This is a genomic window from Shewanella sp. ISTPL2 (assembly GCF_013283205.1).
Taxonomy (GTDB): domain Bacteria; phylum Pseudomonadota; class Gammaproteobacteria; order Enterobacterales; family Shewanellaceae; genus Shewanella; species Shewanella oncorhynchi.
In genome coordinates this window covers 357,121-376,264 of the sequence record NZ_JAAPAV010000001.1, presented here as the reverse complement: position 1 = coordinate 376,264, position 19,144 = coordinate 357,121, and the positions used below count along the sequence as shown (strand labels likewise).

Genomic DNA, 19,144 nt, shown 5'->3' with positions numbered 1-19,144 from the left:
AATGACTATGCTTAATCACTACCACCTGAATAGATAAATCAGCAGCGGAGCTCTGCCCCAAACCCCTTCTCGATGAGAATAACTTTAGGTAGCGGCGGATCGCGGTTAGAATACTCACCCTGTTTTTCTTGGTTACTTTTTCGGAAACAATAATGTCCCATTCAGCGCTTAATTCTTTTGATGATTTTTACCAGCTTTTGGCTGACAGCTTGGCGAAGAATAGTCTGATCAAACTATTGTTGAGTAAGTACCGAGGGGCAGATAAAAGCCTGCTGCGCATTACGATTCGGCCGATTAGTTTGCAAAATGAACCTGTGCTGTCGTTTGTGTATCAGCATCAGACGAATCACATCACAAAAAACCTGAGTTATGACGAAGGCTTAGCCAGCATAAAACTGTTACTCGGTAGCGATTTTAAGAGTGCCCACTTAGCTACGGCGCAGGCAGAAGTTCAGCTTGAGATCAGCAAAAAAGGCAAAGTCCAAATCAGCACACATAACGTTAAACAAGCCGTCGCGGCGCCGTTAGAACATGACCGTGAGAAAAAGCGTTTTGTGGATATTGAACGTCCCTTCCTGACCAAGCTAGGGGTGACGGACAGCCAACATAATCTTATCCCTGCGATGTCGCGCAAATGGAAGCAAATCAATAAGTTTATTGAGGTTTTTAGCCAAGCGCTCGAAGCCTCACCCCACAAGAATGACCAACCGATCAATGTGGTCGATTTTGGGTCTGGCAAAGGCTATCTCACCTTTGCAATCCATGATTACCTTCGCCATAGCCTTCACAATGATGCGCAGGTGACTGGGGTGGAATTACGCCAAGCCTTGGCCGATTTATGTAATGAAACGGCGGCAACGCTCGATCATCAAGGCTTGTCGTTTGTCTGCGGCGATGTGAGAACCCACGCGCCTAAGCAAACCGATGTGATGATCGCGCTGCACGCCTGCGATATCGCCACTGACTATGCGATTCATTATGGTATTCGCGCCAATGCCGACATCATTATGTGTTCGCCTTGCTGCCATAAACAAATTCGGCCGCAGATGCACAGTCCAGAGTTGTTTAAACCTATGCTGCAATATGGGGTGCACATGGGCCAACAGGCTGAAATGGTGACGGATTCATTACGTGCGCTATTTTTGGAAGCCAACGGTTATGCGACTAAGGTGTTTGAATTTATCAGCCTAGAACATACCAATAAAAATAAGATGATTTTGGCCGTTAAAAAGCCACAAAATAATCAGAAAGACAGCGCCGCAATCCTCGCGCAAATTGCTGACATCAAAGCCTATTATGGTATCAAGGAACACTGCTTAGAAACCTTGCTCGCGCAAACCCAAGCCGATTAACGGCCGGCGGTTTGCTGGCAAAGCATTAAAACTTTGCGCTCATGACAACCCCGTTGAAATTGAGGCAATCTTTAATTCTTTGCTGCTGAACCGCGCTGAGGGTGTCGATATCGTGGAAGGCAAACTCTGAATGTTCGTGGCTTAAGTGGATCGGCAATGGCTCGGCTTCTACCCCATCTTTGGCCACCTCAGATCCATCAGGCAATAGCAGTTCACAACGAAAGATAAAGGCTTGGGATTGATAGGCGCTGTGATAATACACGCCGCTCAAATAGTTAACCTGCACACTTAGGCCTAATTCCTCTTGGCATTCGCGCACCAAGGCCTCGTGAATCGTTTCACCTGGCTCGAGTGCGCCACCGGGCAAACCCCAAGCAAAATTACCATAATTGGCCTTAAGCAACAGTACTTGTCCCTGCGCATTCGTGATAACCGCGTGGCTGCTCAATCTAAAGGTATCGTTAAAGGCCACTCAGTTATCCTTGCATTTCTGTTCGGTACGAATTTGAGATATCAGACTAAATCACTTCGCCGCAAAAGTATTACAACTGGCGAGATTACCCGAATCAAACCCTGTCTTAAACCATTTCACCCGCTGCGCCGAACTGCCGTGGGTAAAAGCATCGGGCTGTACGGCGCGACCCGCCATCTGTTGCAGACGATCGTCACCCACAGCACTGGCGGCGGCAATGCCTTCCGCTAAATCGCCCGCTTCAAGTAAGTTAAGTTGTTGATTGACATAATGCCCCCAAATCCCTGCGTAGCAATCAGCCTGCAATTCAAGTGCGACACTAAATTGATTCGCTTGCACTTTACTGCCAGATTGCTGGGCTTGGCGCACCTTAGTGCTAGTGCCCAGCAGGTTTTGCACATGGTGACCCACCTCGTGGGCAATCACATAGGCAAAGGCAAAATCACCGGCCGCGCCTAAGGTTTTAAGCTCATCAAGAAAGCTAAGATCGATATACACCTTGCTATCAGCAGGGCAATAGAAAGGCCCAGACTGCGCCTGTCCCATACCGCAGCCAGTGGAGGTCATATTGCGATAAAGCACTAACTTAGGCTCTCGATATTGCCCTTTGAGCAACTGGCCCCAAACGGTTTCTGTGGTGCCTAAAATGGCCGCCACAAACTGGGCATTCTCATCCTGTACCGCTGTTGTTGAGTTAGATTGGGATTGGCTAAGATTAGCTTGAGTATTCGGGTCGAGTGAAAGACCACCGGTAAAATACTGAAAAGCAATATAAATGCCGCCGATGAGCAACACCACACGACCAAGTTTAGTTCTCAGTAAAAAGGGCAAGAACCTGAGTAACAAGGCACTCGGCACACCCGCAGATGCCATTTGCTGGCCGCGTCTGTCTTCGATATTGGAGCTTCTGTCAGTGTCACGCCAGCGCATCGCATTCCTTCACTCTGTAGTTAAAACTTTCATTAAACCGCTATTAAAGTCGCTTAGATGCACAACTCTGATTTAGTATTTGCACTCTAGCGCCTAGTGGTTAAAAGCCTAGTGATTAAGAGTCTAGTGGTTATTTCGCTTGTGTATCGCTTGTGGGCGCGTCTTTCAGTGAGCGTAAAAACAACCCTAAACCACCAAAGGCCAAAACGAGGATCACAATCAGTTCAAAGGCCGACATAGATTTAAAGTGGAATTGAATCGAGCTGATCACGCCCACAACCAAGGCCGTAAGCGAACCTAGACTCAACAGCCAAGCTAACTTACTCTTAGCGTCAAAAAACACCATAACAATGCCGATAATAAACGGTAGCATCACCATGCCAGTGGTAATCGACATGCCTTGCCCAAAGGCATTCACTCGATATAAGCCATAGCCCAGTCCAAAACTAGAGCTCACCTGTATTGCATTGAACAATAAATAAAATCCACCACACATCATGGCAAGACCCATAAAAAATTGTCCCGTCCCGCCCTGTGTTCCGCCCGCACCTTTCATAGATATCCTTTCTACAATTAACAATTTTTGAATGGCTTGTTCTTTGGCCATTTTCAGCCGTTGATTTTCTTCTACTGCTTTTAGTTTTTCATACAAATAAAGGTTTTTATCCACCTCAGCAACACAGCGCTGTTTATCTCGCATAGGCTCATAAGATTCAACACAGGTTCTTGCACCACAGACTCATTCGGTGCAGGCAGATGTCAGCACAGTAAAGAACAAGAGCAGCATAATCAAAGGGAATTTCACCATCAAGCACGCCTCAGTGAATGACCCAAATAACACACCTCATTCATAGGTAACGCCCATATTGCCAATCACACATTTTTGCTAAATGATATCAAGCTTATTCAGGCCCCATGTTGACATAAATTACGCTAAGGCCAACACTCAATGATGAATTTTTATACGCATGAACGACGACACTAAAGTGGATTAAATACACAGTGGCTTAAATAAAGGTGCTGCAACGATTCCAATATAAGCCCTACCGTTAACATAAGGAATGCCTTTGAATACGCTATTAATAGGAAAAGGTGAACAACAGGTTCACTTAAATCTTAAGTATGCCAATCGCCATGGGTTAATTGCCGGTGCCACAGGGACAGGTAAAACCGTGTCGCTGATGAGTATTGCCGAAGGTTTTTCACGCCAAGGCGTGCCGGTTTTTATCACAGACGTTAAAGGCGATATCTCGGGTCTAGCTATGGCCGGCACTCCAAGTGAAAAGCTATTACAAAGGGCAACTCAAATTGGCATTGAGGATTATCACAACGAAGCTAACCCTGTGGTGTTATGGGATTTAGCGGGCGTTCAAGGCCACCCGCTGCGTACCACCATCAGCGAAATGGGCCCAACCTTACTCGGCCGAATTTTAGAATTGAATGACACCCAAAGCGGTATTTTAGACATAGTCTTTCAACTGGCGGACGACCAAGGATTATTACTGCTCGACTTAGATGATCTGCGGGCCATGCTGGCCTTAGTTGCCGAGGAACGCAAAGAAATCTCCGCCAAATATGGTTTAATCAGTGCCCAATCCCTCGCAGCGATTCAACGATCGGTACTAGGATTAGAGCGCGATGGTGGCAAAGACTTTTTTGGTGAACCCGCGTTACAGCTTGAAGATTTAATGCGCACTAATTTGCAAGGGCGCGGCATTATCAATTTATTAGCAGCGAACAAACTGATTTTAACACCCCGTTTATATTCAAGTTTTTTACTCTGGCTACTCTCAGAATTATTTGAGAATCTGCCCGAAGTCGGCGATCCCGAAAAACCTAAGCTAGTGTTTTTTATCGATGAGGCGCATTTACTCTTTGAGGGTTGCCCACCGAGTCTATTAAAACGCGTCGAACAGATCATGCGCCTAATTCGCTCAAAAGGCGTAGGCGTTTATTTTTGCTCGCAATTTCCTGATGATGTCCCAAACGAAATTCTCGGACAATTAGGTAATCGTATTCAACATGCCCTGCGAGCTTACACGCCAAGGGATCAAAAGGCTGTTAAAACCGCCGCCGAAACCTTTGTGCCTAACCCCAAACTGGTTGTCAGCGACGTAATATCCCAGCTCGCTGTAGGTGAAGCCTTAGTGTCTATGTTAGCCGACAAAGGCGTGCCAACTATGGTCGAGCGCGCGCTCATCGCACCGCCACGTTGCCGCATGGGACCCGCCACAAGTGAGGAGTTACAACAAGTCCGCGCCCAAAGCCCGATTGGAGGTAAATACGATCAGTTAATCAACCGCGAATCGGCCTACGAACGCCTTAACCAAAGACGAGTTGGTAACGCCACCAGCGACGCCACATCCACAGCAAGTGATGCTCAAACGGGCCAAAAAGCTGAGGAACAAGGTTGGTTCAGTGAACTCATTTTTGGTAATAAGCGTCGCCAAGGGTTAGCTGAAACCTTGTCAAAACAAGCTGCACGCACGGTTGGCAGCCAATTAGGTAAACAAATTTTGCGCGGTATATTAGGTGGCATGTTAGGTAAATCGAGCCGACGTTAGGCATATGGTACTTAGTTATGCCTCCAATTAGGGCCCACTAAAACCACAAACAATGACGAAAATATAGGTACTGTGTCCTTGTTCGCATATTTCTTATACAGGTTAACGCTAGCATTAGCATTAATTATTCTAAGTGATAGATGGATCATGGTACGGAATTCGGTGATAAGATTATTTTGCTGTAATCGCTCATTGAGGCAAATAAATTCACAGATAATTATCAATGATTTTAGATATTTGTAATTTAAAATGTTGTAATTCGAGATAAAAATTTCGCTTCAATCAGGACGTCATGGAATAGGTTCAATTAAGTACGGCTTACATGATTAGCCTGATGAATAACCAAAGAGTACATGGAGTTTTATATGAGTAAAGAGCAAAAAAACCGTAAAGAATCGAAGAAACAACCGCTGATGTCTCCTAAAGAGAAAAGAGCAGCAAAACATGCGAAAAACGCAACTAAAGGTTTCTTAGATAACACTAAATAGTGTCTTGTTATTAGGAGGTTTGTCCTCTAATAACACAAATAGGGTTAACTTAGGTTAGCCCTTTTTATTGCCCGCTGCATTGAACCAACCAAGTTTTACCTCACAATACAACCTTGCTCAAAACAGTCTCAGATCTCAGTTTTGTGATACAAAAGTAGCAGCTATCGACTATAGCCTAATTGACCTTTTCCAGGTTTTATGTAGTTATATTGAGCTGATTACGGTATTTACCGCTCGAAAGACCCTACATAACACTATAAAAAATAAGGATATTTCATAATGAAAATCAAAAAACGTTTTGTCGCCGTCGGCGCAGCAGTGACTCTCACACTCAGTGCTGCCGCTATGGCTGCTGCCCCCGCCTTTATCAACATTCTCACAGGCGGCACCAGTGGTGTGTATTATCCTATTGGCGTTGCGCTGTCGCAACTCTACGGCACAGGAATCGAAGGTTCTAAAACCTCAGTTCAAGCAACTAAAGCCTCAGTAGAAAACCTCAATTTATTGCAAGCGGGTCGTGGTGAATTAGCGTTCGCTTTAGGTGATTCAGTCGCAGCAGCATATCAAGGTGATATTGATGCAGGCTTTAAAACGCCGCTGGATAAAATCCGAGTACTTGCCTCGGCTTATCCTAACTACATTCAAATCGTCGCCAATAAAGAGTCTGGCATTAAAACCTTGGCCGATTTAAAGGGAAAACGCATCTCAGTGGGTGCCCCTAAATCAGGGACAGAACTCAATGCCAGATCGATTTTCAAGGCTGCGGGATTAAGTTACGAAGACATGGGGAAAGTCGAGTTTTTACCCTATGCCGAATCCGTTGAGCTAATCAAAAATCGTCAATTGGACGCCACGTTACAATCTTCCGGTCTCGGCATGGCTGCTATCCGTGACTTAGCTGCGACTATGGCAATCAACTTTGTTGAAATTCCAGAAGATGTGATCGCTAAGATTAACAATCCCGCCTATCAACATGGCGTGATCCCAGCATCGACCTATGAAGGCCAAACCACCGACGTTTCTACCGTCGCCATTCAAAATTTACTGGTGACTCAAAGCGGTGTATCGGATGATTTAGCCTATCAGATGACAAAACTCATGTTCGAGCACTTAGACCGACTAGGTAACGCGCACTCCGCCGCGAAGACCATCAGCGTAGATAAAGCGACGAAAAATCTGCCAATACCACTGCACCCAGGTGCAGAACGTTATTACAAAGAAGTTGGTGCACTCTAAGTTTTACTGATATCTGTGCATCCTATTCCAAACTAAGCAATTGAGATGCCGTTAAATAACGGCATCTCGTTTATATCATCTCTGTAGTCTAATGCTGTGAGGCATAATATGAGTGATCCCCAACAAGGTCTCAGCGCAAATACTGGCGATTGGCCCAAGGCTCTATTTTATACAGCCTTAATTTTTTCTATTTTTCAAATCATCACTGCCGCTTTTCATCCCGTCTCGACTCAAGTACTGCGTGCCACCCATGTAGGCTTTTTACTGTTAGTGGTTTTTTTAAGTTATCCCGCTAGAGGAAAATCTCAGCCTTGGCAGCCACTCGCTTGGCTACTCGGTCTAGCTGGCATGGCCACAGCGGCTTATCAGTGGTATTTCGAAGCCGACTTAATTCAACGTTCAGGCGATCTGACCGATGCGGATATAGTGATAGGTATCACTTTGATCGTATTAGTGTTTGAAGCAGCGCGCCGAGTCATGGGCTGGGCGCTACCTATCATCTGTAGCATCTTTTTGATGTATGGCTTATTTGGCCAATATTTACCCGGTGACTTAATGCACCGCGGCTATGGATTCGATCAGATCATCAATCAATTAGCCTTCGGTACCGAAGGGTTATACGGCACACCAACCTATGTGTCGGCGACGTATATATTCCTGTTTATTCTCTTCGGCTCCTTTTTAGAACAAGCCGGAATGATCCGTTTATTTACCGACTTTGCCATGGGATTATTTGGCCACAAGCTCGGCGGTCCTGCAAAAGTTGCAGTAGTGTCATCGGCATTGATGGGGACGATTACAGGATCAGGTGTTGCCAACGTGGTCACAACGGGCCAATTTACCATTCCACTCATGAAACGATTCGGTTATCGCCCAGCCTTCGCCGGCGGGGTAGAGGCAACATCGAGTATGGGCAGCCAAATCATGCCGCCGATCATGGGTGCAGTGGCCTTTATTATGGCCGAAACCATTAACGTCCCCTTTATCGAGATAGCCAAAGCGGCATTGATCCCTGCGCTACTTTATTTCTGCTCCGTATTTTGGATGGTGCATTTAGAAGCCAAACGCGCCAATCTCTGTGGCCTGCCTAAAGATCAGTGCCCTAATCCATGGGCGGCAATTAAAGAGCGTTGGTATCTCCTTATCCCCTTGTTTATTTTAGTCTACTTGCTGTTTTCGGGTAGAACGCCGCTGTTCTCAGGCATGGTAGGACTCGCCCTCACATCGATAGTAATTTTAGGCTCAGCCATAGTACTGCGGCTTTCCTCAATGGCGATGCGGATTGCCTTTTGGATTGCCCTTGGCATCCTATGCGCTGGCTTCTTCCAACTCGGGATCGGAGTCGTATTTGGGGTTATCGCCTTATTAGTCGCCATTTGTTGGTTTATTAAAGGCGGCAGAGATACTCTCACCATCTGCTTGCATGCACTGGTAGAAGGCGCCCGTCATGCCGTGCCTGTGGGTATCGCCTGTGCTTTAGTCGGTGTGATTATCGGCATAGTGTCACTGACAGGAATTGCCTCGACCTTCGCGAGCTATATTCTTGCCGTTGGCCAAGATAACTTGTTCTTATCACTCGTGTTAACTATGGTCACTTGCCTAGTGCTCGGAATGGGGATCCCCACGATCCCTAACTACATAATTACTAGCTCGATTGCCGCTCCCGCATTACTCGATCTCGGTGTGCCACTGATTGTGTCGCATATGTTTGTATTTTATTTCGGCATCATGGCCGATCTCACGCCTCCCGTTGCCTTAGCCTGTTTTGCCGCAGCGCCAATCGCGAAGGAATCTGGTCTTAAGATCAGCCTTTGGGCAATCCGTATCGCCATTGCAGGTTTTGTGATCCCCTTTATGGCGGTTTACGATCCCGCTTTGATGCTTCAAGGTGATAGCTGGTTAGCTACAGGGTTTGTCTTGCTAAAAGCGACTGTGGGTATTGGTATTTGGGGCGTCATCTTTACCGGATATCTATTACAAAAACTCTACTGGTGGGAACGCGTTATCGGCTTCCTTGCAGGTGCGAGCTTAATTCTTGCTACGCCGTTGAGTGATGAAATTGGCTTTGGGCTCGCGCTGCTATTTATCGTGCAACACAGCTGGCGAGCACGCAAACTCAAACGTCTTGCAGAGCAAGGATAAGCTCTTGAGATTATTGGTTGTTAATCAGCCATTGAAGGTAAACAGATGCTAGGCCTGTGCTTAGGCCTAGCGGGCACACTGTGGGCCCAAGTGCCCACAGACAACTTCACCTTGGCATGGAACCATAGCATAGAAAAAATTCGCTGGGAGGAAGACTATAACGTCACCCCACAAGGATTAGTGTTGGTCGAAGCAAGAGTGAAAGGTACGGGTGCTGGAATGGAAATCCCAGATGATGCCTATCTTAAAAATGGCAGCTGGCATTATCAGCCCAAACTGCCCATTTTGCCTGTGTTGCGCTTAGGTCGCACACCCGAAGCAGGGGATTTTGAACTTTGCTTCACTCAAATCTCAGGAAAAGTGCAATGCCAAGCCATGAGTCATTGGATTGGCGTACCCAACAAACAAACAGCCGCGGTTGAACTATGGGGTTGCAACTCTTTGCCTTAAGTGCGTTTATCCATATATTTACGCTCAATTTCTATTAGGCGCTGATTAAAATCCTCAAGGTGTGCAAACATTTCGGCCTCAGCTTTCGCCCCATCTTTTGCGATAACCGCTTCGACAATGACATCATGCAAACCTAAAGGATGAATTTCATCAGTCGGTGGCTGAAACTTAGTCGTTTGATTACTTAATAAAACCAACAAGGATTTTACGATCGCTTCTAAAAAGCGATTTCCAGACATTTCAGCGAGCAAATAATGTACTTGAGATCGCAATATGACAGTTTCGGGATAAGCCAATGAGTCACTTTCATGACTATTCGCCTCTTGCAAAGCTTTAGCTTGCTCTGGAGTGCAATTTTTAGCAGCCATTCTAGCCACTTGCGGTTCAATCAGCATGCGTGCTTGACACAGTTCAGGAAGGGAAAGTTTCCCCATTAGAAATAAATCTTGGCAAGCATCACTTAAACGTTCAAAGGTTAAGTGCTTAACAAATGCGCCACCTGTTGCACCTTGGCGAATCTCCACTAATCCACCCGCTTCGAGGCTTTTGATCGCCTCTCTCACCACAGTACGGCTAACTTGAAATAATTCTATTAATTCGCGCTCAGAGGGTAATTTATCGCCAGCCTTGTATTCGCCATCTAAAATAGCATTTTTCAGTTGCTGCCCGACTTCACTCGATGCTCTTATCTGCTTAATTGGCTTGAAGATATGCACTTGATTATCCCAAATATGCTTAGTGTCGCCATACTAGCATAAAACCGCATTAACGCAGAAAAAGTACTCTCATCTTTCCTACATTAGTGATTAAAAAACGTTCATCTTTGTTGATCCAAGTAACATCTGTGCGAATTTCGTAACTAGTTTCTCATATTCATCTTAACTTCGTTGTCGACATTAGTCATACGTCATACATTTAACCTAAGAATGTTAAACATAATTTCTTTAACTAGCTCAGACAATTCTGATCAGGGCTTACTAATAATAGGGAAGATGATGATGAAAAAATCTTATTTATCTTTGCTTGTGCTATCTACGCTAGCGATTCCTGCTACAGCTGATACCAGCATTGATCAAATGTTTAGCCAAGGTACGTTAAAAGGGGAATTACGCTTATTCGATTTTACCCGTGACTTTGATAATACGACGAACACTAAACACGATACGTCATTTGGCGGACTGTTTTATTACAATACCGCAAAAGTGAATGGCCTCAGTTTTGGGACCAGCTTCGTATCTGCAAATCCCATTTGGACCAATGATTCAGATGATGTCTACGGCCTAGTTGCTCGCGATGCCGCTGGCGACCATGACAACGTCAACCGTTTACAGGAGTATTTTGTCCAAGGTAATTGGTGGGATACTCAATTCAAATTAGGTGCACAAGAACTGCGCACACCAATGATGAATCCCCATGACATTCGTGCGATCCCACGAACTTTTCGCGGCTTTTCAGCAGAAAATAAGAGTGTTGACAATCTAACGTTATCAGCACTCTATATTACAGATTCCATGGGCTGGTCTGATAATAGCTTCGTATCCGTAAAAGAGGCGGTACAAAGCGAATTAGCAAGAGCGGGTATTGTGGCAGATGTTGCCGATAACCCAGTTTATGCCCTAGGTGCTAAATATCAATTGCCCTTTAAGACAGTCCAAACTGAAGCCCATCTTTGGCACTACAGCATGGAAGATGTTTTCAATCAAACCTATGCCAAAGTGAAATTAGCCGCTGATGTTGGTCCAACGAATTTGTACTTAACACCTTCCTATTTAACTCAACAGGCAATAGGTGAAGAAACCGGCGGCCCACTCGATACCTATCAATATGGCTTCCATCTAGGCGCCAAATTGGCGGGGGCAGATCTCACTTATATGTACGCCAAAACCGGGGATGACACAGTGCTGACCCCATGGGGCGATGAAAAAGTGGTCATTCAACAGGTATATCAATCTGCACGGGCGAATGAAGAGGTCAACGCGTTAAAGCTGGCCTATGACTTTGAAAAATTAGGGGCGAGTGGATTAGAAGCCTATGCCTTCTATGGGCAGTACGATGTGCCAGAGGGGACTGCGTCAGATTTTAATGAAACAAACTTTTCAATCGCCTATAAATTTTCAGGCATGTTATCGGGCCTAGGTCTTAAGGCGCGTTATGCCATGGTCGATTTTGATCAAGCTGAAGATCTTGACGATCTGCGTTTATATGTCACTTATAAATTTGCCTTAGGTAAATAGTTCATCAGTTTTAACTCCCCTGCACCAAAACTTATATGGGTGTATCAGCCTTGTTCGATACACCCAATTTTTGTACCGCAAAATTACCCATACCCAACTAAAAGTTGCGGTAAACACTTTGACTTAAGGATTGAGATTAAATGGAAACAAAGAATTTCTTACTTATTCCAGCCGTTGCTATGTCATGTTTTTTATTTAGCGGATGTGGAAATAACGATAACGCCGAAACCCCATTACCACAGTTAGCCTCGGCCACACCCGCCACACTGAATCTATGTAGTGAAATTGCTTCACAATATAATTTCAAAAATACTGTGATAACGAACTCACAAATTATTGCGGCTGGCAATGTTGAATATAGCGCTACTGAACGTTACCGAGCACCAGAACATTGTTTAGTGACGGGTTATATGAATGAAAGGATGGGAACTGGCATTGCGGGAGAAACCCGCTATGCGATCGGCTTTGAAATGCGTTTACCCACTAACTGGAATGGTCGATTCTATTATCAAGCCAATGGCGGCCTCGACGGTTCGATCGCTAAGGCGGTTGGCCGCTTAGTGTTTTCCGCAGGCCCAGATTCTGCCGCCCTCAATGAAGGGTTCGCTGTGATAAGTTCTGATATGGGGCATCCAGCACCAATCCCTTTCTTTGGTTTAGATCCTCAAGCAAGGCTTGACTATGGTTACAATGCTGTGGCCGAATTAACGCCAATGGCGAAAGCTTTAATAGAAAAAGCATATGGTAAGCAACCTGATAGATCATATTTTGCCGGTTGTTCTAACGGTGGTAGACACACTATGGTCGCGGCCAGTCGTTTTGCCGATATGTACGATGGCTTTCTAGTAGGCAACCCTGGATTTAACTTACCTAAAGCTGCAGTAGCGCAAATGTATGGTGTTCAAGAGTATTCAAAGCTGGTTGAATTTGATGGTCCTGATATTTTAGCCACACTACAAACCGCCATTACCCCTGAAGAATTCTCCCTCGTTTCCCAAAAAGTCCTCGAGCAGTGTGATGCCCTTGACGGTGTGAGCGATGGCATTATTACCGACACCTATTCCTGTCAAAAGACCTTTGACCTTGAACGTGATGTTCCAACCTGTTCAAGTGACAGAGATAATACCTGCTTAACAGCAGAGCAAAAGCAGGTACTCGGCAATATCATGGCAGGGCCCCATAACAGCAAGACAGGTGAAGCCATTTATACTGACTTCCCATACGATGCGGGTATCGGCGCATCTGGTTGGGCTTCCTGGGAATATAACATGGCGCTCAATCGAGACCCTGGTGCCGTTGGTTTTATTTTTAGTTCGCCACCAACCCCCTTTAATGGTGCAACTGAACAATCCAGTTTGGAATTTGTGCAATCATTTAGCATGGATGAGGATACCCAACGGATCTATGCCACGGATTCGATTTACTCCGAATCGGGTATAGACTTTATGACACCGCCCCAGCCAACGGATCTTTCGGTCATAAAAAATCGCGGCGCTAAGATGATGTTGTTCCATGGAACATCTGACCCCGTATTTTCAGCCAATGATACAGTGAACTGGTATAACGAATTAGCCGAGGCCAATGCTGGGCACGCAGAAACCTTCGCCCGTTTATTCCTTATCCCTGGGATGAATCATTGCGGCAGCGGTCCTACCACAGATAAATTTAACATGATCCGCGCATTGGTTGACTGGGTTGAAAAAGGAGTCGAACCCCAAAACATCACGGCTTCAGTCCGCCCTGAAAATGCCGAATTACCCAGTGATTGGTCAAAAAGCAGAACTCGGGTCCTCTGCCCATACCCCCAATTCGCAAAATATAATGGCATAGGCAATATTGAAGATGCCGCCAATTTTACCTGTGTAACACCTAAATAATCCCTAGGGCATTAAAGCCCAAAGGCCACCTCAATATTGTTGAGGTGGCCTACCTCAAATCATGTTTATTTATAAATAGTCCCTATTTGTTAACTACTTAAACATGCATAAAATCAGACGCTCATATTTCCCGCGTCGCCAAACTTATTCATTCAATAAAGTCCTATATTAGATTGTTTTAAAAAGAATAATCACATTCATCGCTCAAAATGCCAGCATTTTGTGAAGCACTGCAAAGATGTAATTAATACCTCTTTTGGTTTATTGTCATATGTCATACATTTAAACGTATGTTGTTAATGAATGAGAATTTAATCACTTTCACGCAACTGCACTTCTAGTTTTTAAAGCAAACAAATCACATGCGGTTATGGCCAGATCCATTGTCGTTGCTAACGATGTCATATCGACCTTAGCAATGAGGACCCAAGGAGTATCAAAATGAGTAAAGAGCATTCACAGAAACCGAAAGAAATCGATCAATACACTGCTAGCGTGCTTCAGAATGGTATATCTCGAAGAAGTTTCCTAACTCGAGCTGCAGTGGGAAGTGGTGGCTTAGCCTTTGCAAGTCTTGGTATTGCTTCAGCGAGTGCTGCACCACTTCAAGTTGGCACTGAATATGGCGAAATTGGCGGCGCAACGCTCAATTTTCTACCTAAGCCAAAACCTATTGCTGATAAAGATATTGCAACAACCCAAACCTTTGATGTCGTCGTCGTCGGTGCTGGAGCCTCTGGTGTGCCTGCGGCTCTATCCGCCAGAGAAAGTGGTGCAACCGTTGCGTGTTTACAAAAGCAAGCCATCCCTGTCTCTCAAGGAAACACAGGTTCAGGAATTGACCTGAAAAACAGTGATAAATCAGCAATTGAAGCTTTAGTTAGCCGTTTAATGGCGGATAACGCGCACCGTTCACATCCCGGTCTTCTTAAGCAATGGGCTTACAATTCAGGTGAAGCTGTCACTTGGGTTATCGATAGAGTTAAACAAGGTGGCGGCCAGATTGTTGACCAAGGAACTAAAGTGCAGCACGGTATTCGCGGAATTGCTGATACTGATGACCGTTTAAATTTTATCACTTCTTTCTGCGGCCCTAAACCCTACACCACGGGTGATGCTATGCGCGCATTAGCTAAAACAGCGGAAAAAGCAGGCGTTAAGTTTTTCTTTAATACTCCTGCACAACAATTAATCCAGGATGAGTCAGGAAAAGTCATCGGCGTTATTGCTCAAACTCGTGATGGTAAGTACCACAAATACATGGCGAAGAAAGGTGTCATTCTGTCCTCTGGTGACTATCAAAATAACAAAGCCATGTGTGACTTCTTCATCCCCGAACTGAAAAACTTCGAACGTAAACAAATGGATCGTACCGGTGACGGTTTTGCTATGGCCTATTGGGCTGGCGGCGTTATTGAACCTGTTGGACATACCAAAATGTTGCACGACTTCGATGCCGGCCCGGCTTCCATGTGTGACATGCCATTCTTAGCGGTAAACCGTAAAGGTGAGCGCTTTGTGAATGAGAAGGTTGAGATGTCTCTAATGAATAACTACTTGAAAGATGAGCAGAATGCGGGGCATTACTCACAAGTATTTGATTCTGACTATATGACGCAAGCGAAGGATTGGCCTGGCCACCTCTATTCTCCTGAAGAGCTTAAAGTTTACATGCCTGAAGTTCCTGGTGAGAAAACAGGAGTATTTCCCTCTTTGATCAACACCCATTCAGCTAACACATTAGAAGAATTGGCTGTGAAGTTAGAGTGCGATCCAAAAACCTTTGTTGCCAGCGTTAGCCGTTATAACGAGCTGTGCAAAAAAGGTAAAGATGAGGACTTCGGTAAACCTAAAAGCAAAATGGTACCAGTACTCAAACCACCGTTTTACGGTATTCACCGTCGTATGCGTATTTCTACTTTATGTTCAGGAATTCTCGTTAACGACAACCACCAAGTACTTGATGCCGATGGTAAGGAAATTCCAGGTTTATTCATTGTTGGTAACCTAGGCGCAGGTTTCTATGGTGGCGTTGACTACCCATTAACGGTATTTGGCTTGTCTTTAGGTCGCTGCTACACCTTCGGCTATTTAGCTGGCAAATATGTAGCAAAACTATAGAACACATAGTCATCAATAATGGATGCCTCACATTTTGGCATCCTGTGAAATGAATAATGGGATCAAACAATGAAAAACTTAACAATTATATTGGCTATTATTTTGGGTATTTTCGCTGGCAGCGCGTTCGCTAAAGAGAGTACTTTACTCGATCAAACTCATATGGCGAAAGGGCTTAAATGTGCAAGCTGCCATGGTGCAGAAGAACGACAAGCCGTCCCTATGCTCAAGTGTGTACAATGCCACAACACTAAGAAATTAGCGGAAAAAACGGCGGATGTAAAACCAACCAATCCCCATAAAAATCGCCACTTCGACACCGAAACTGATTGCAGTAAGTGCCACCATGTACACAAAAAATCTGAAAACTATTGTGTCAGTTGCCATCAACCATTTAATTTTGTAACTCCATAAGCTGATGACACTAAGCTTAAAAAGCTAAAAACAAAAAACCACCATTAAAGGTGGTTTTTTGTTCGAATAAGGCACTGTAATCAAATATAAATTAAGTATTACTAAGATCTGCAGGCTTGGATCATTATTCCGACGACTGATAAAAACAATATCCATGCTTTCCTTGGTGTTTCACGCGATACATGGCGGCATCCGCGCGATCACAACTCTCGGCAAAACTATCACCATAGCCAAATATATCAATACCGATACTCAGGCCTACCTCCACTTCACAACCTTCTAGCAGGAATTTATCTCGATAAACATCGAGCAATGATTGTGCGAGCGCCCCTAAAGATTCACGATCAAATGACGGCAGTAATATCACAAACTCGTCGCCACCTAACCGTGCGATCTGCGCGAATTCACCGGCGTGAGATACCAAAGTATGCGCAACGTGCATCAACAGGCTGTCACCAAACTTGTGTCCGTGACGGTCATTTAACGCTTTAAAACCATCAAGGTCGATAAAAAATAACGCTCCGCGAATACCTGGTTGCGAAGATTCATCGAATACTTTGGCAATAGCTTGGCGATTCATTAAGTTGGTGAGTGGATCACTGTGGGCTAAGCGGGCTAAATCTATTTCGTAGCGCTTTTCTTGCGTAATATCGATATGGCTGCCCATCATTCGCAGTGGTGTTCCATCAGCTAAGCGCTCGACAATACGCCCACGATCGGACACCCAGGTTATGCTGCCATCTTTGTGTAGCATTCTGTGAACTGCTTGATAGTAATCGGCTTGACCATTCACATGATCTTCAAAGGCTTTTATCACCCATTCTTTATCTTCGGGGTGTAATTTACTTTTCCAGATATCAACATGGGCAGCAAACTCTTCAGGACTAAACCCGAGCATTTCGCCCCAGCGCATGTTAAATATGGTTAAATTTCCGCTTGGAATATGCTGTTCCCATAGACATAAACCATTACCATCGAGGGCCGCAAAGAGTTTTTCTTCGGCACGATAATTCAACGCTGCTAAATGAGCGTTTTCACTTTTTAGCTGAGCGATCTCAGCCTGAAGTTGCGCAATTAACTCTGCTGCAGTATCCGAAGCCACGACAAATCTCTTTCCTTTAAGTGGGAAAATTGAGTCTAGTGTAAATCACCCTATGCCGAAGCAACATAGTGAAGAGTGCAAGATGAGCCAGAATCATATTGGCTCAATCGAGCTTACACAGACTCTCGCAGTCCTGTCACGCTTAGTCGCGAGTCAGCACTTCGAGCAATTCGATCTCAAAGGTGAGATCAGAATTTGGTTTGATATGTGCCCCCACTTGACGCTCGCCATAGGCTAAATGAGCAGGGACTAACAACTTACGTTTGCCACCGACTTTCATCCCCATAATACCTTGATCCCAGCCTTTAATCACACGGCCAGTGCCAATCACACATTGAAACGCCTGACCACGATCATAGGATGAATCGAATTGGGTACCATCCTGCAAAAATCCACGATATTGGGTGGTGATCAGCGCACCTTTTATCGCTTCTTTTCCTTCGCCCACTTGCAGATCGATTACTTCTAATTCAGTCATATCTTCATTCTCTTTTCTTGTTCGCACTTAGGGCGTGATATTCAACTTTGCGCAGGATTTTATCACCGAAGAGCGGGCTTGTCGGCGCAATCTAAACATTTCTGCGGCTCGGTTCACTGCTTTATCCTTGAGAATAAGGTCATCATGGGCGATAACATCATCACTCGCCCTTTAAATAACCGTCCGTTAGCCCAATATATAAGTCGTATAAACGTTTTATTTTGGAGCTTTGCCATGATTATTGCCTGCCCCCATTGCGATACGTTAAACCGCGTTCCCGATGAGCGCGTAAACCAGCAACCTACTTGCGGTAAATGTAAGCTCAGTGTCTTTACGGCTGCGCCGATTGAACTCACTAGCGCAAACTTTGCCAACCATGCTAATAAATCAGAGCTTCCCCTAGTCGTTGACTTTTGGGCCAGCTGGTGTGGGCCCTGTAAAAGTTTTGCGCCCATCTTTTCTGCAGCAGCTAAGACTTGGGAGCCTCAATTTCGCTTCGGTAAAATCAATACTGAAGAACAGCAAGCCCTCGCGGCTCAATTTAATATTCGATCTATTCCAACCTTAATGATTTTTAAACAAGGCCACATACTCGCCCAGCAAGCCGGAGCTTTGCCCTCCTCAGCGTTAAACCAATGGTTAAATGCCTATAAATAAGAGGATTGAGCTAAGATACAACCGCTCAGCCGAGCTAATTTTGTAAAGGTAACGAAAATTGAAAAAAGCAATGTTCTTACTGGGCGCAGTACTCTTGCTAGTGGTGACGGGATGGGGTTTACAACAACATCTCACAATTGATACTTGTCTCGACAAGGGAGGGACTTGGAACGATAACACTCAGCAATGCATTCGCCCATTCGAGCAAGGGATCGCCTTTACTCGCAGTGATCATAATTCTGCCGAGCCGCAGACAGCTTATGTTTATCTTTCAGAGAATTTACAGCAAGCAGAAGTGTTTTTTGCCATGACAGATAAGCCTATTATTTTACAAGCCGTTACTGTCACTGAAGGCGATACCACTCCCGTATTATATAAAAATGATATTGAACAGATTGATATCATCAACGTAAAAGAAATCTTTTATCTACGTTATCAACATCAAGCAATTTATAGCGCAAATACTTTTAGTCGCAACTTAACCTCAAATTAAGTGCAAAACATAAGCATAGAGTAAGCTTCGAAACACTAAGCCCAAAAACTCGGTACAACGACTCTGCTAAAAACAAAATCAGTATCCGCCCTATGCTCTTCATAAGGCGAATACTATTCTAGCGACAACGTTAA

18 protein-coding genes are annotated in these 19,144 nt (G+C 44.9%); 12 read left to right on the top strand and 6 right to left on the bottom strand.

Annotation, left to right across the window (positions count from 1 at the left end):
• Positions 1-152: 152 nt before the first annotated feature.
• Positions 153-1,352, top strand: coding sequence for an SAM-dependent methyltransferase (locus tag HUB64_RS01675; protein WP_113939231.1), 1,200 nt, complete (start codon positions 153-155; stop codon positions 1,350-1,352).
• A 25-nt stretch (positions 1,353-1,377) separates the two neighbouring features.
• Here the strand turns inward: HUB64_RS01675 and HUB64_RS01670 are convergent, their stop codons facing one another.
• The 3 genes from HUB64_RS01670 to HUB64_RS01660 form a co-directional block, all read right to left on the bottom strand.
• Positions 1,378-1,824: an NUDIX hydrolase gene (locus HUB64_RS01670; protein ID WP_113939232.1), complete on the bottom strand. Its 447-nt coding sequence runs from the start codon at positions 1,822-1,824 to the stop codon at positions 1,378-1,380.
• 51 nt (positions 1,825-1,875) lie between these two features.
• On the bottom strand, positions 1,876-2,754 hold the full coding sequence (locus HUB64_RS01665; RefSeq protein ID WP_113939233.1) for a neutral zinc metallopeptidase: 879 nt from the start codon (positions 2,752-2,754) through the stop codon (positions 1,876-1,878).
• 130 nt (positions 2,755-2,884) lie between these two features.
• Positions 2,885-3,310 carry a hypothetical protein gene (locus tag HUB64_RS01660; protein ID WP_107949438.1) on the bottom strand — a complete coding sequence of 142 codons (426 nt, stop codon included), beginning with the start codon at positions 3,308-3,310 and terminating at the stop codon, positions 2,885-2,887.
• 511 nt (positions 3,311-3,821) lie between these two features.
• Here HUB64_RS01660 and HUB64_RS01650 point away from each other — a divergent pair.
• The 5 genes from HUB64_RS01650 (at position 3,822) to HUB64_RS01635 (ending at position 9,634) form a co-directional block, all read left to right on the top strand.
• A complete protein-coding gene (locus tag HUB64_RS01650) occupies positions 3,822-5,318 on the top strand; it encodes a helicase HerA-like domain-containing protein (RefSeq protein ID WP_173496230.1) in 1,497 nt (498 codons plus the stop codon).
• A 365-nt stretch (positions 5,319-5,683) separates the two neighbouring features.
• On the top strand, positions 5,684-5,806 hold the full coding sequence (locus HUB64_RS23285; RefSeq protein WP_105250371.1) for a hypothetical protein: 123 nt from the start codon (positions 5,684-5,686) through the stop codon (positions 5,804-5,806).
• A 279-nt stretch (positions 5,807-6,085) separates the two neighbouring features.
• Entirely contained in the window at positions 6,086-7,042 is a 957-nt protein-coding gene (locus HUB64_RS01645) for a TAXI family TRAP transporter solute-binding subunit (protein ID WP_105250372.1), read from the top strand.
• A gap of 108 nt (positions 7,043-7,150) precedes the next feature.
• On the top strand, positions 7,151-9,184 hold the full coding sequence (locus tag HUB64_RS01640; RefSeq protein ID WP_131524216.1) for a TRAP transporter permease: 2,034 nt from the start codon (positions 7,151-7,153) through the stop codon (positions 9,182-9,184).
• Between the two features lie 45 nt (positions 9,185-9,229).
• Positions 9,230-9,634 (top strand): DUF1850 domain-containing protein, encoded by a 405-nt coding sequence (locus tag HUB64_RS01635; protein ID WP_105250374.1) that lies wholly within the window; start codon positions 9,230-9,232, stop codon positions 9,632-9,634.
• Here HUB64_RS01635 and HUB64_RS01630 read toward each other — a convergent pair.
• Positions 9,631-10,350: a FadR/GntR family transcriptional regulator gene (locus HUB64_RS01630; protein WP_105250375.1), complete on the bottom strand. Its 720-nt coding sequence runs from the start codon at positions 10,348-10,350 to the stop codon at positions 9,631-9,633. The two genes, HUB64_RS01635 and HUB64_RS01630, sit on opposite strands and share 4 nt — an antisense overlap.
• A gap of 279 nt (positions 10,351-10,629) precedes the next feature.
• On the opposite strand from HUB64_RS01630, the gene HUB64_RS01625 reads away from it, so the two are divergent.
• The 4 genes from HUB64_RS01625 to HUB64_RS01610 all read left to right on the top strand — a co-directional run bounded on the left by HUB64_RS01625 (position 10,630) and on the right by HUB64_RS01610 (position 16,280).
• On the top strand, positions 10,630-11,868 hold the full coding sequence (locus HUB64_RS01625; RefSeq protein WP_173496229.1) for an OprD family outer membrane porin: 1,239 nt from the start codon (positions 10,630-10,632) through the stop codon (positions 11,866-11,868).
• A 140-nt stretch (positions 11,869-12,008) separates the two neighbouring features.
• Positions 12,009-13,745, top strand: a complete 1,737-nt coding sequence (locus HUB64_RS01620; protein WP_173496228.1) for a tannase/feruloyl esterase family alpha/beta hydrolase — start codon at positions 12,009-12,011, stop codon at positions 13,743-13,745.
• A 441-nt stretch (positions 13,746-14,186) separates the two neighbouring features.
• Positions 14,187-15,866, top strand: a complete 1,680-nt coding sequence (locus HUB64_RS01615; RefSeq protein ID WP_168827782.1) for an FAD-binding protein — start codon at positions 14,187-14,189, stop codon at positions 15,864-15,866.
• Positions 15,867-15,935: 69 nt separating this feature from the next.
• A complete protein-coding gene (locus tag HUB64_RS01610) occupies positions 15,936-16,280 on the top strand; it encodes a cytochrome c3 family protein (protein WP_105250378.1) in 345 nt (114 codons plus the stop codon).
• 124 nt (positions 16,281-16,404) lie between these two features.
• Here the strand turns inward: HUB64_RS01610 and HUB64_RS01605 are convergent, their stop codons facing one another.
• Both HUB64_RS01605 and HUB64_RS01600 read right to left on the bottom strand, forming a co-directional pair.
• Positions 16,405-17,382 (bottom strand): sensor domain-containing diguanylate cyclase, encoded by a 978-nt coding sequence (locus HUB64_RS01605; protein ID WP_113939238.1) that lies wholly within the window; start codon positions 17,380-17,382, stop codon positions 16,405-16,407.
• A gap of 142 nt (positions 17,383-17,524) precedes the next feature.
• The gene (locus HUB64_RS01600; RefSeq protein WP_168827783.1) at positions 17,525-17,860 is read right to left on the bottom strand and encodes an FKBP-type peptidyl-prolyl cis-trans isomerase; all 336 of its coding nucleotides are present in this window, start codon (positions 17,858-17,860) and stop codon (positions 17,525-17,527) included.
• 234 nt (positions 17,861-18,094) lie between these two features.
• On the opposite strand from HUB64_RS01600, the gene trxC reads away from it, so the two are divergent.
• Together trxC and HUB64_RS01590 are read left to right on the top strand one after the other, a co-directional pair.
• Positions 18,095-18,517: a thioredoxin TrxC gene (gene trxC / locus HUB64_RS01595; protein ID WP_211085999.1), complete on the top strand. Its 423-nt coding sequence runs from the start codon at positions 18,095-18,097 to the stop codon at positions 18,515-18,517.
• A gap of 58 nt (positions 18,518-18,575) precedes the next feature.
• Entirely contained in the window at positions 18,576-19,010 is a 435-nt protein-coding gene (locus tag HUB64_RS01590; RefSeq protein ID WP_168827784.1) for a hypothetical protein, read from the top strand.
• The last annotated feature ends 134 nt before the right edge of the window (positions 19,011-19,144 follow it).

Bases quoted from the DNA above. Each gene is read 5' to 3' on its own strand.
- HUB64_RS01675 (WP_113939231.1), top strand. From the start codon at position 153: ATGTCCCATTCAGCGCTTAATTCTTTTGATGATTTTTACCAGCTTTTG.
- HUB64_RS01665 (WP_113939233.1), bottom strand. From the start codon at position 2,754: ATGCGCTGGCGTGACACTGACAGAAGCTCCAATATCGAAGACAGACGC.
- HUB64_RS01660 (WP_107949438.1), bottom strand. From the start codon at position 3,310: ATGAAAGGTGCGGGCGGAACACAGGGCGGGACGGGACAATTTTTTATG.
- HUB64_RS23285 (WP_105250371.1), top strand. From the start codon at position 5,684: ATGAGTAAAGAGCAAAAAAACCGTAAAGAATCGAAGAAACAACCGCTG.
- HUB64_RS01645 (WP_105250372.1), top strand. From the start codon at position 6,086: ATGAAAATCAAAAAACGTTTTGTCGCCGTCGGCGCAGCAGTGACTCTC.
- HUB64_RS01640 (WP_131524216.1), top strand. From the start codon at position 7,151: ATGAGTGATCCCCAACAAGGTCTCAGCGCAAATACTGGCGATTGGCCC.
- HUB64_RS01635 (WP_105250374.1), top strand. From the start codon at position 9,230: ATGCTAGGCCTGTGCTTAGGCCTAGCGGGCACACTGTGGGCCCAAGTG.
- HUB64_RS01625 (WP_173496229.1), top strand. From the start codon at position 10,630: ATGATGAAAAAATCTTATTTATCTTTGCTTGTGCTATCTACGCTAGCG.
- HUB64_RS01620 (WP_173496228.1), top strand. From the start codon at position 12,009: ATGGAAACAAAGAATTTCTTACTTATTCCAGCCGTTGCTATGTCATGT.
- HUB64_RS01615 (WP_168827782.1), top strand. From the start codon at position 14,187: ATGAGTAAAGAGCATTCACAGAAACCGAAAGAAATCGATCAATACACT.
- HUB64_RS01610 (WP_105250378.1), top strand. From the start codon at position 15,936: ATGAAAAACTTAACAATTATATTGGCTATTATTTTGGGTATTTTCGCT.
- HUB64_RS01600 (WP_168827783.1), bottom strand. From the start codon at position 17,860: ATGACTGAATTAGAAGTAATCGATCTGCAAGTGGGCGAAGGAAAAGAA.
- trxC (WP_211085999.1), top strand. From the start codon at position 18,095: ATGATTATTGCCTGCCCCCATTGCGATACGTTAAACCGCGTTCCCGAT.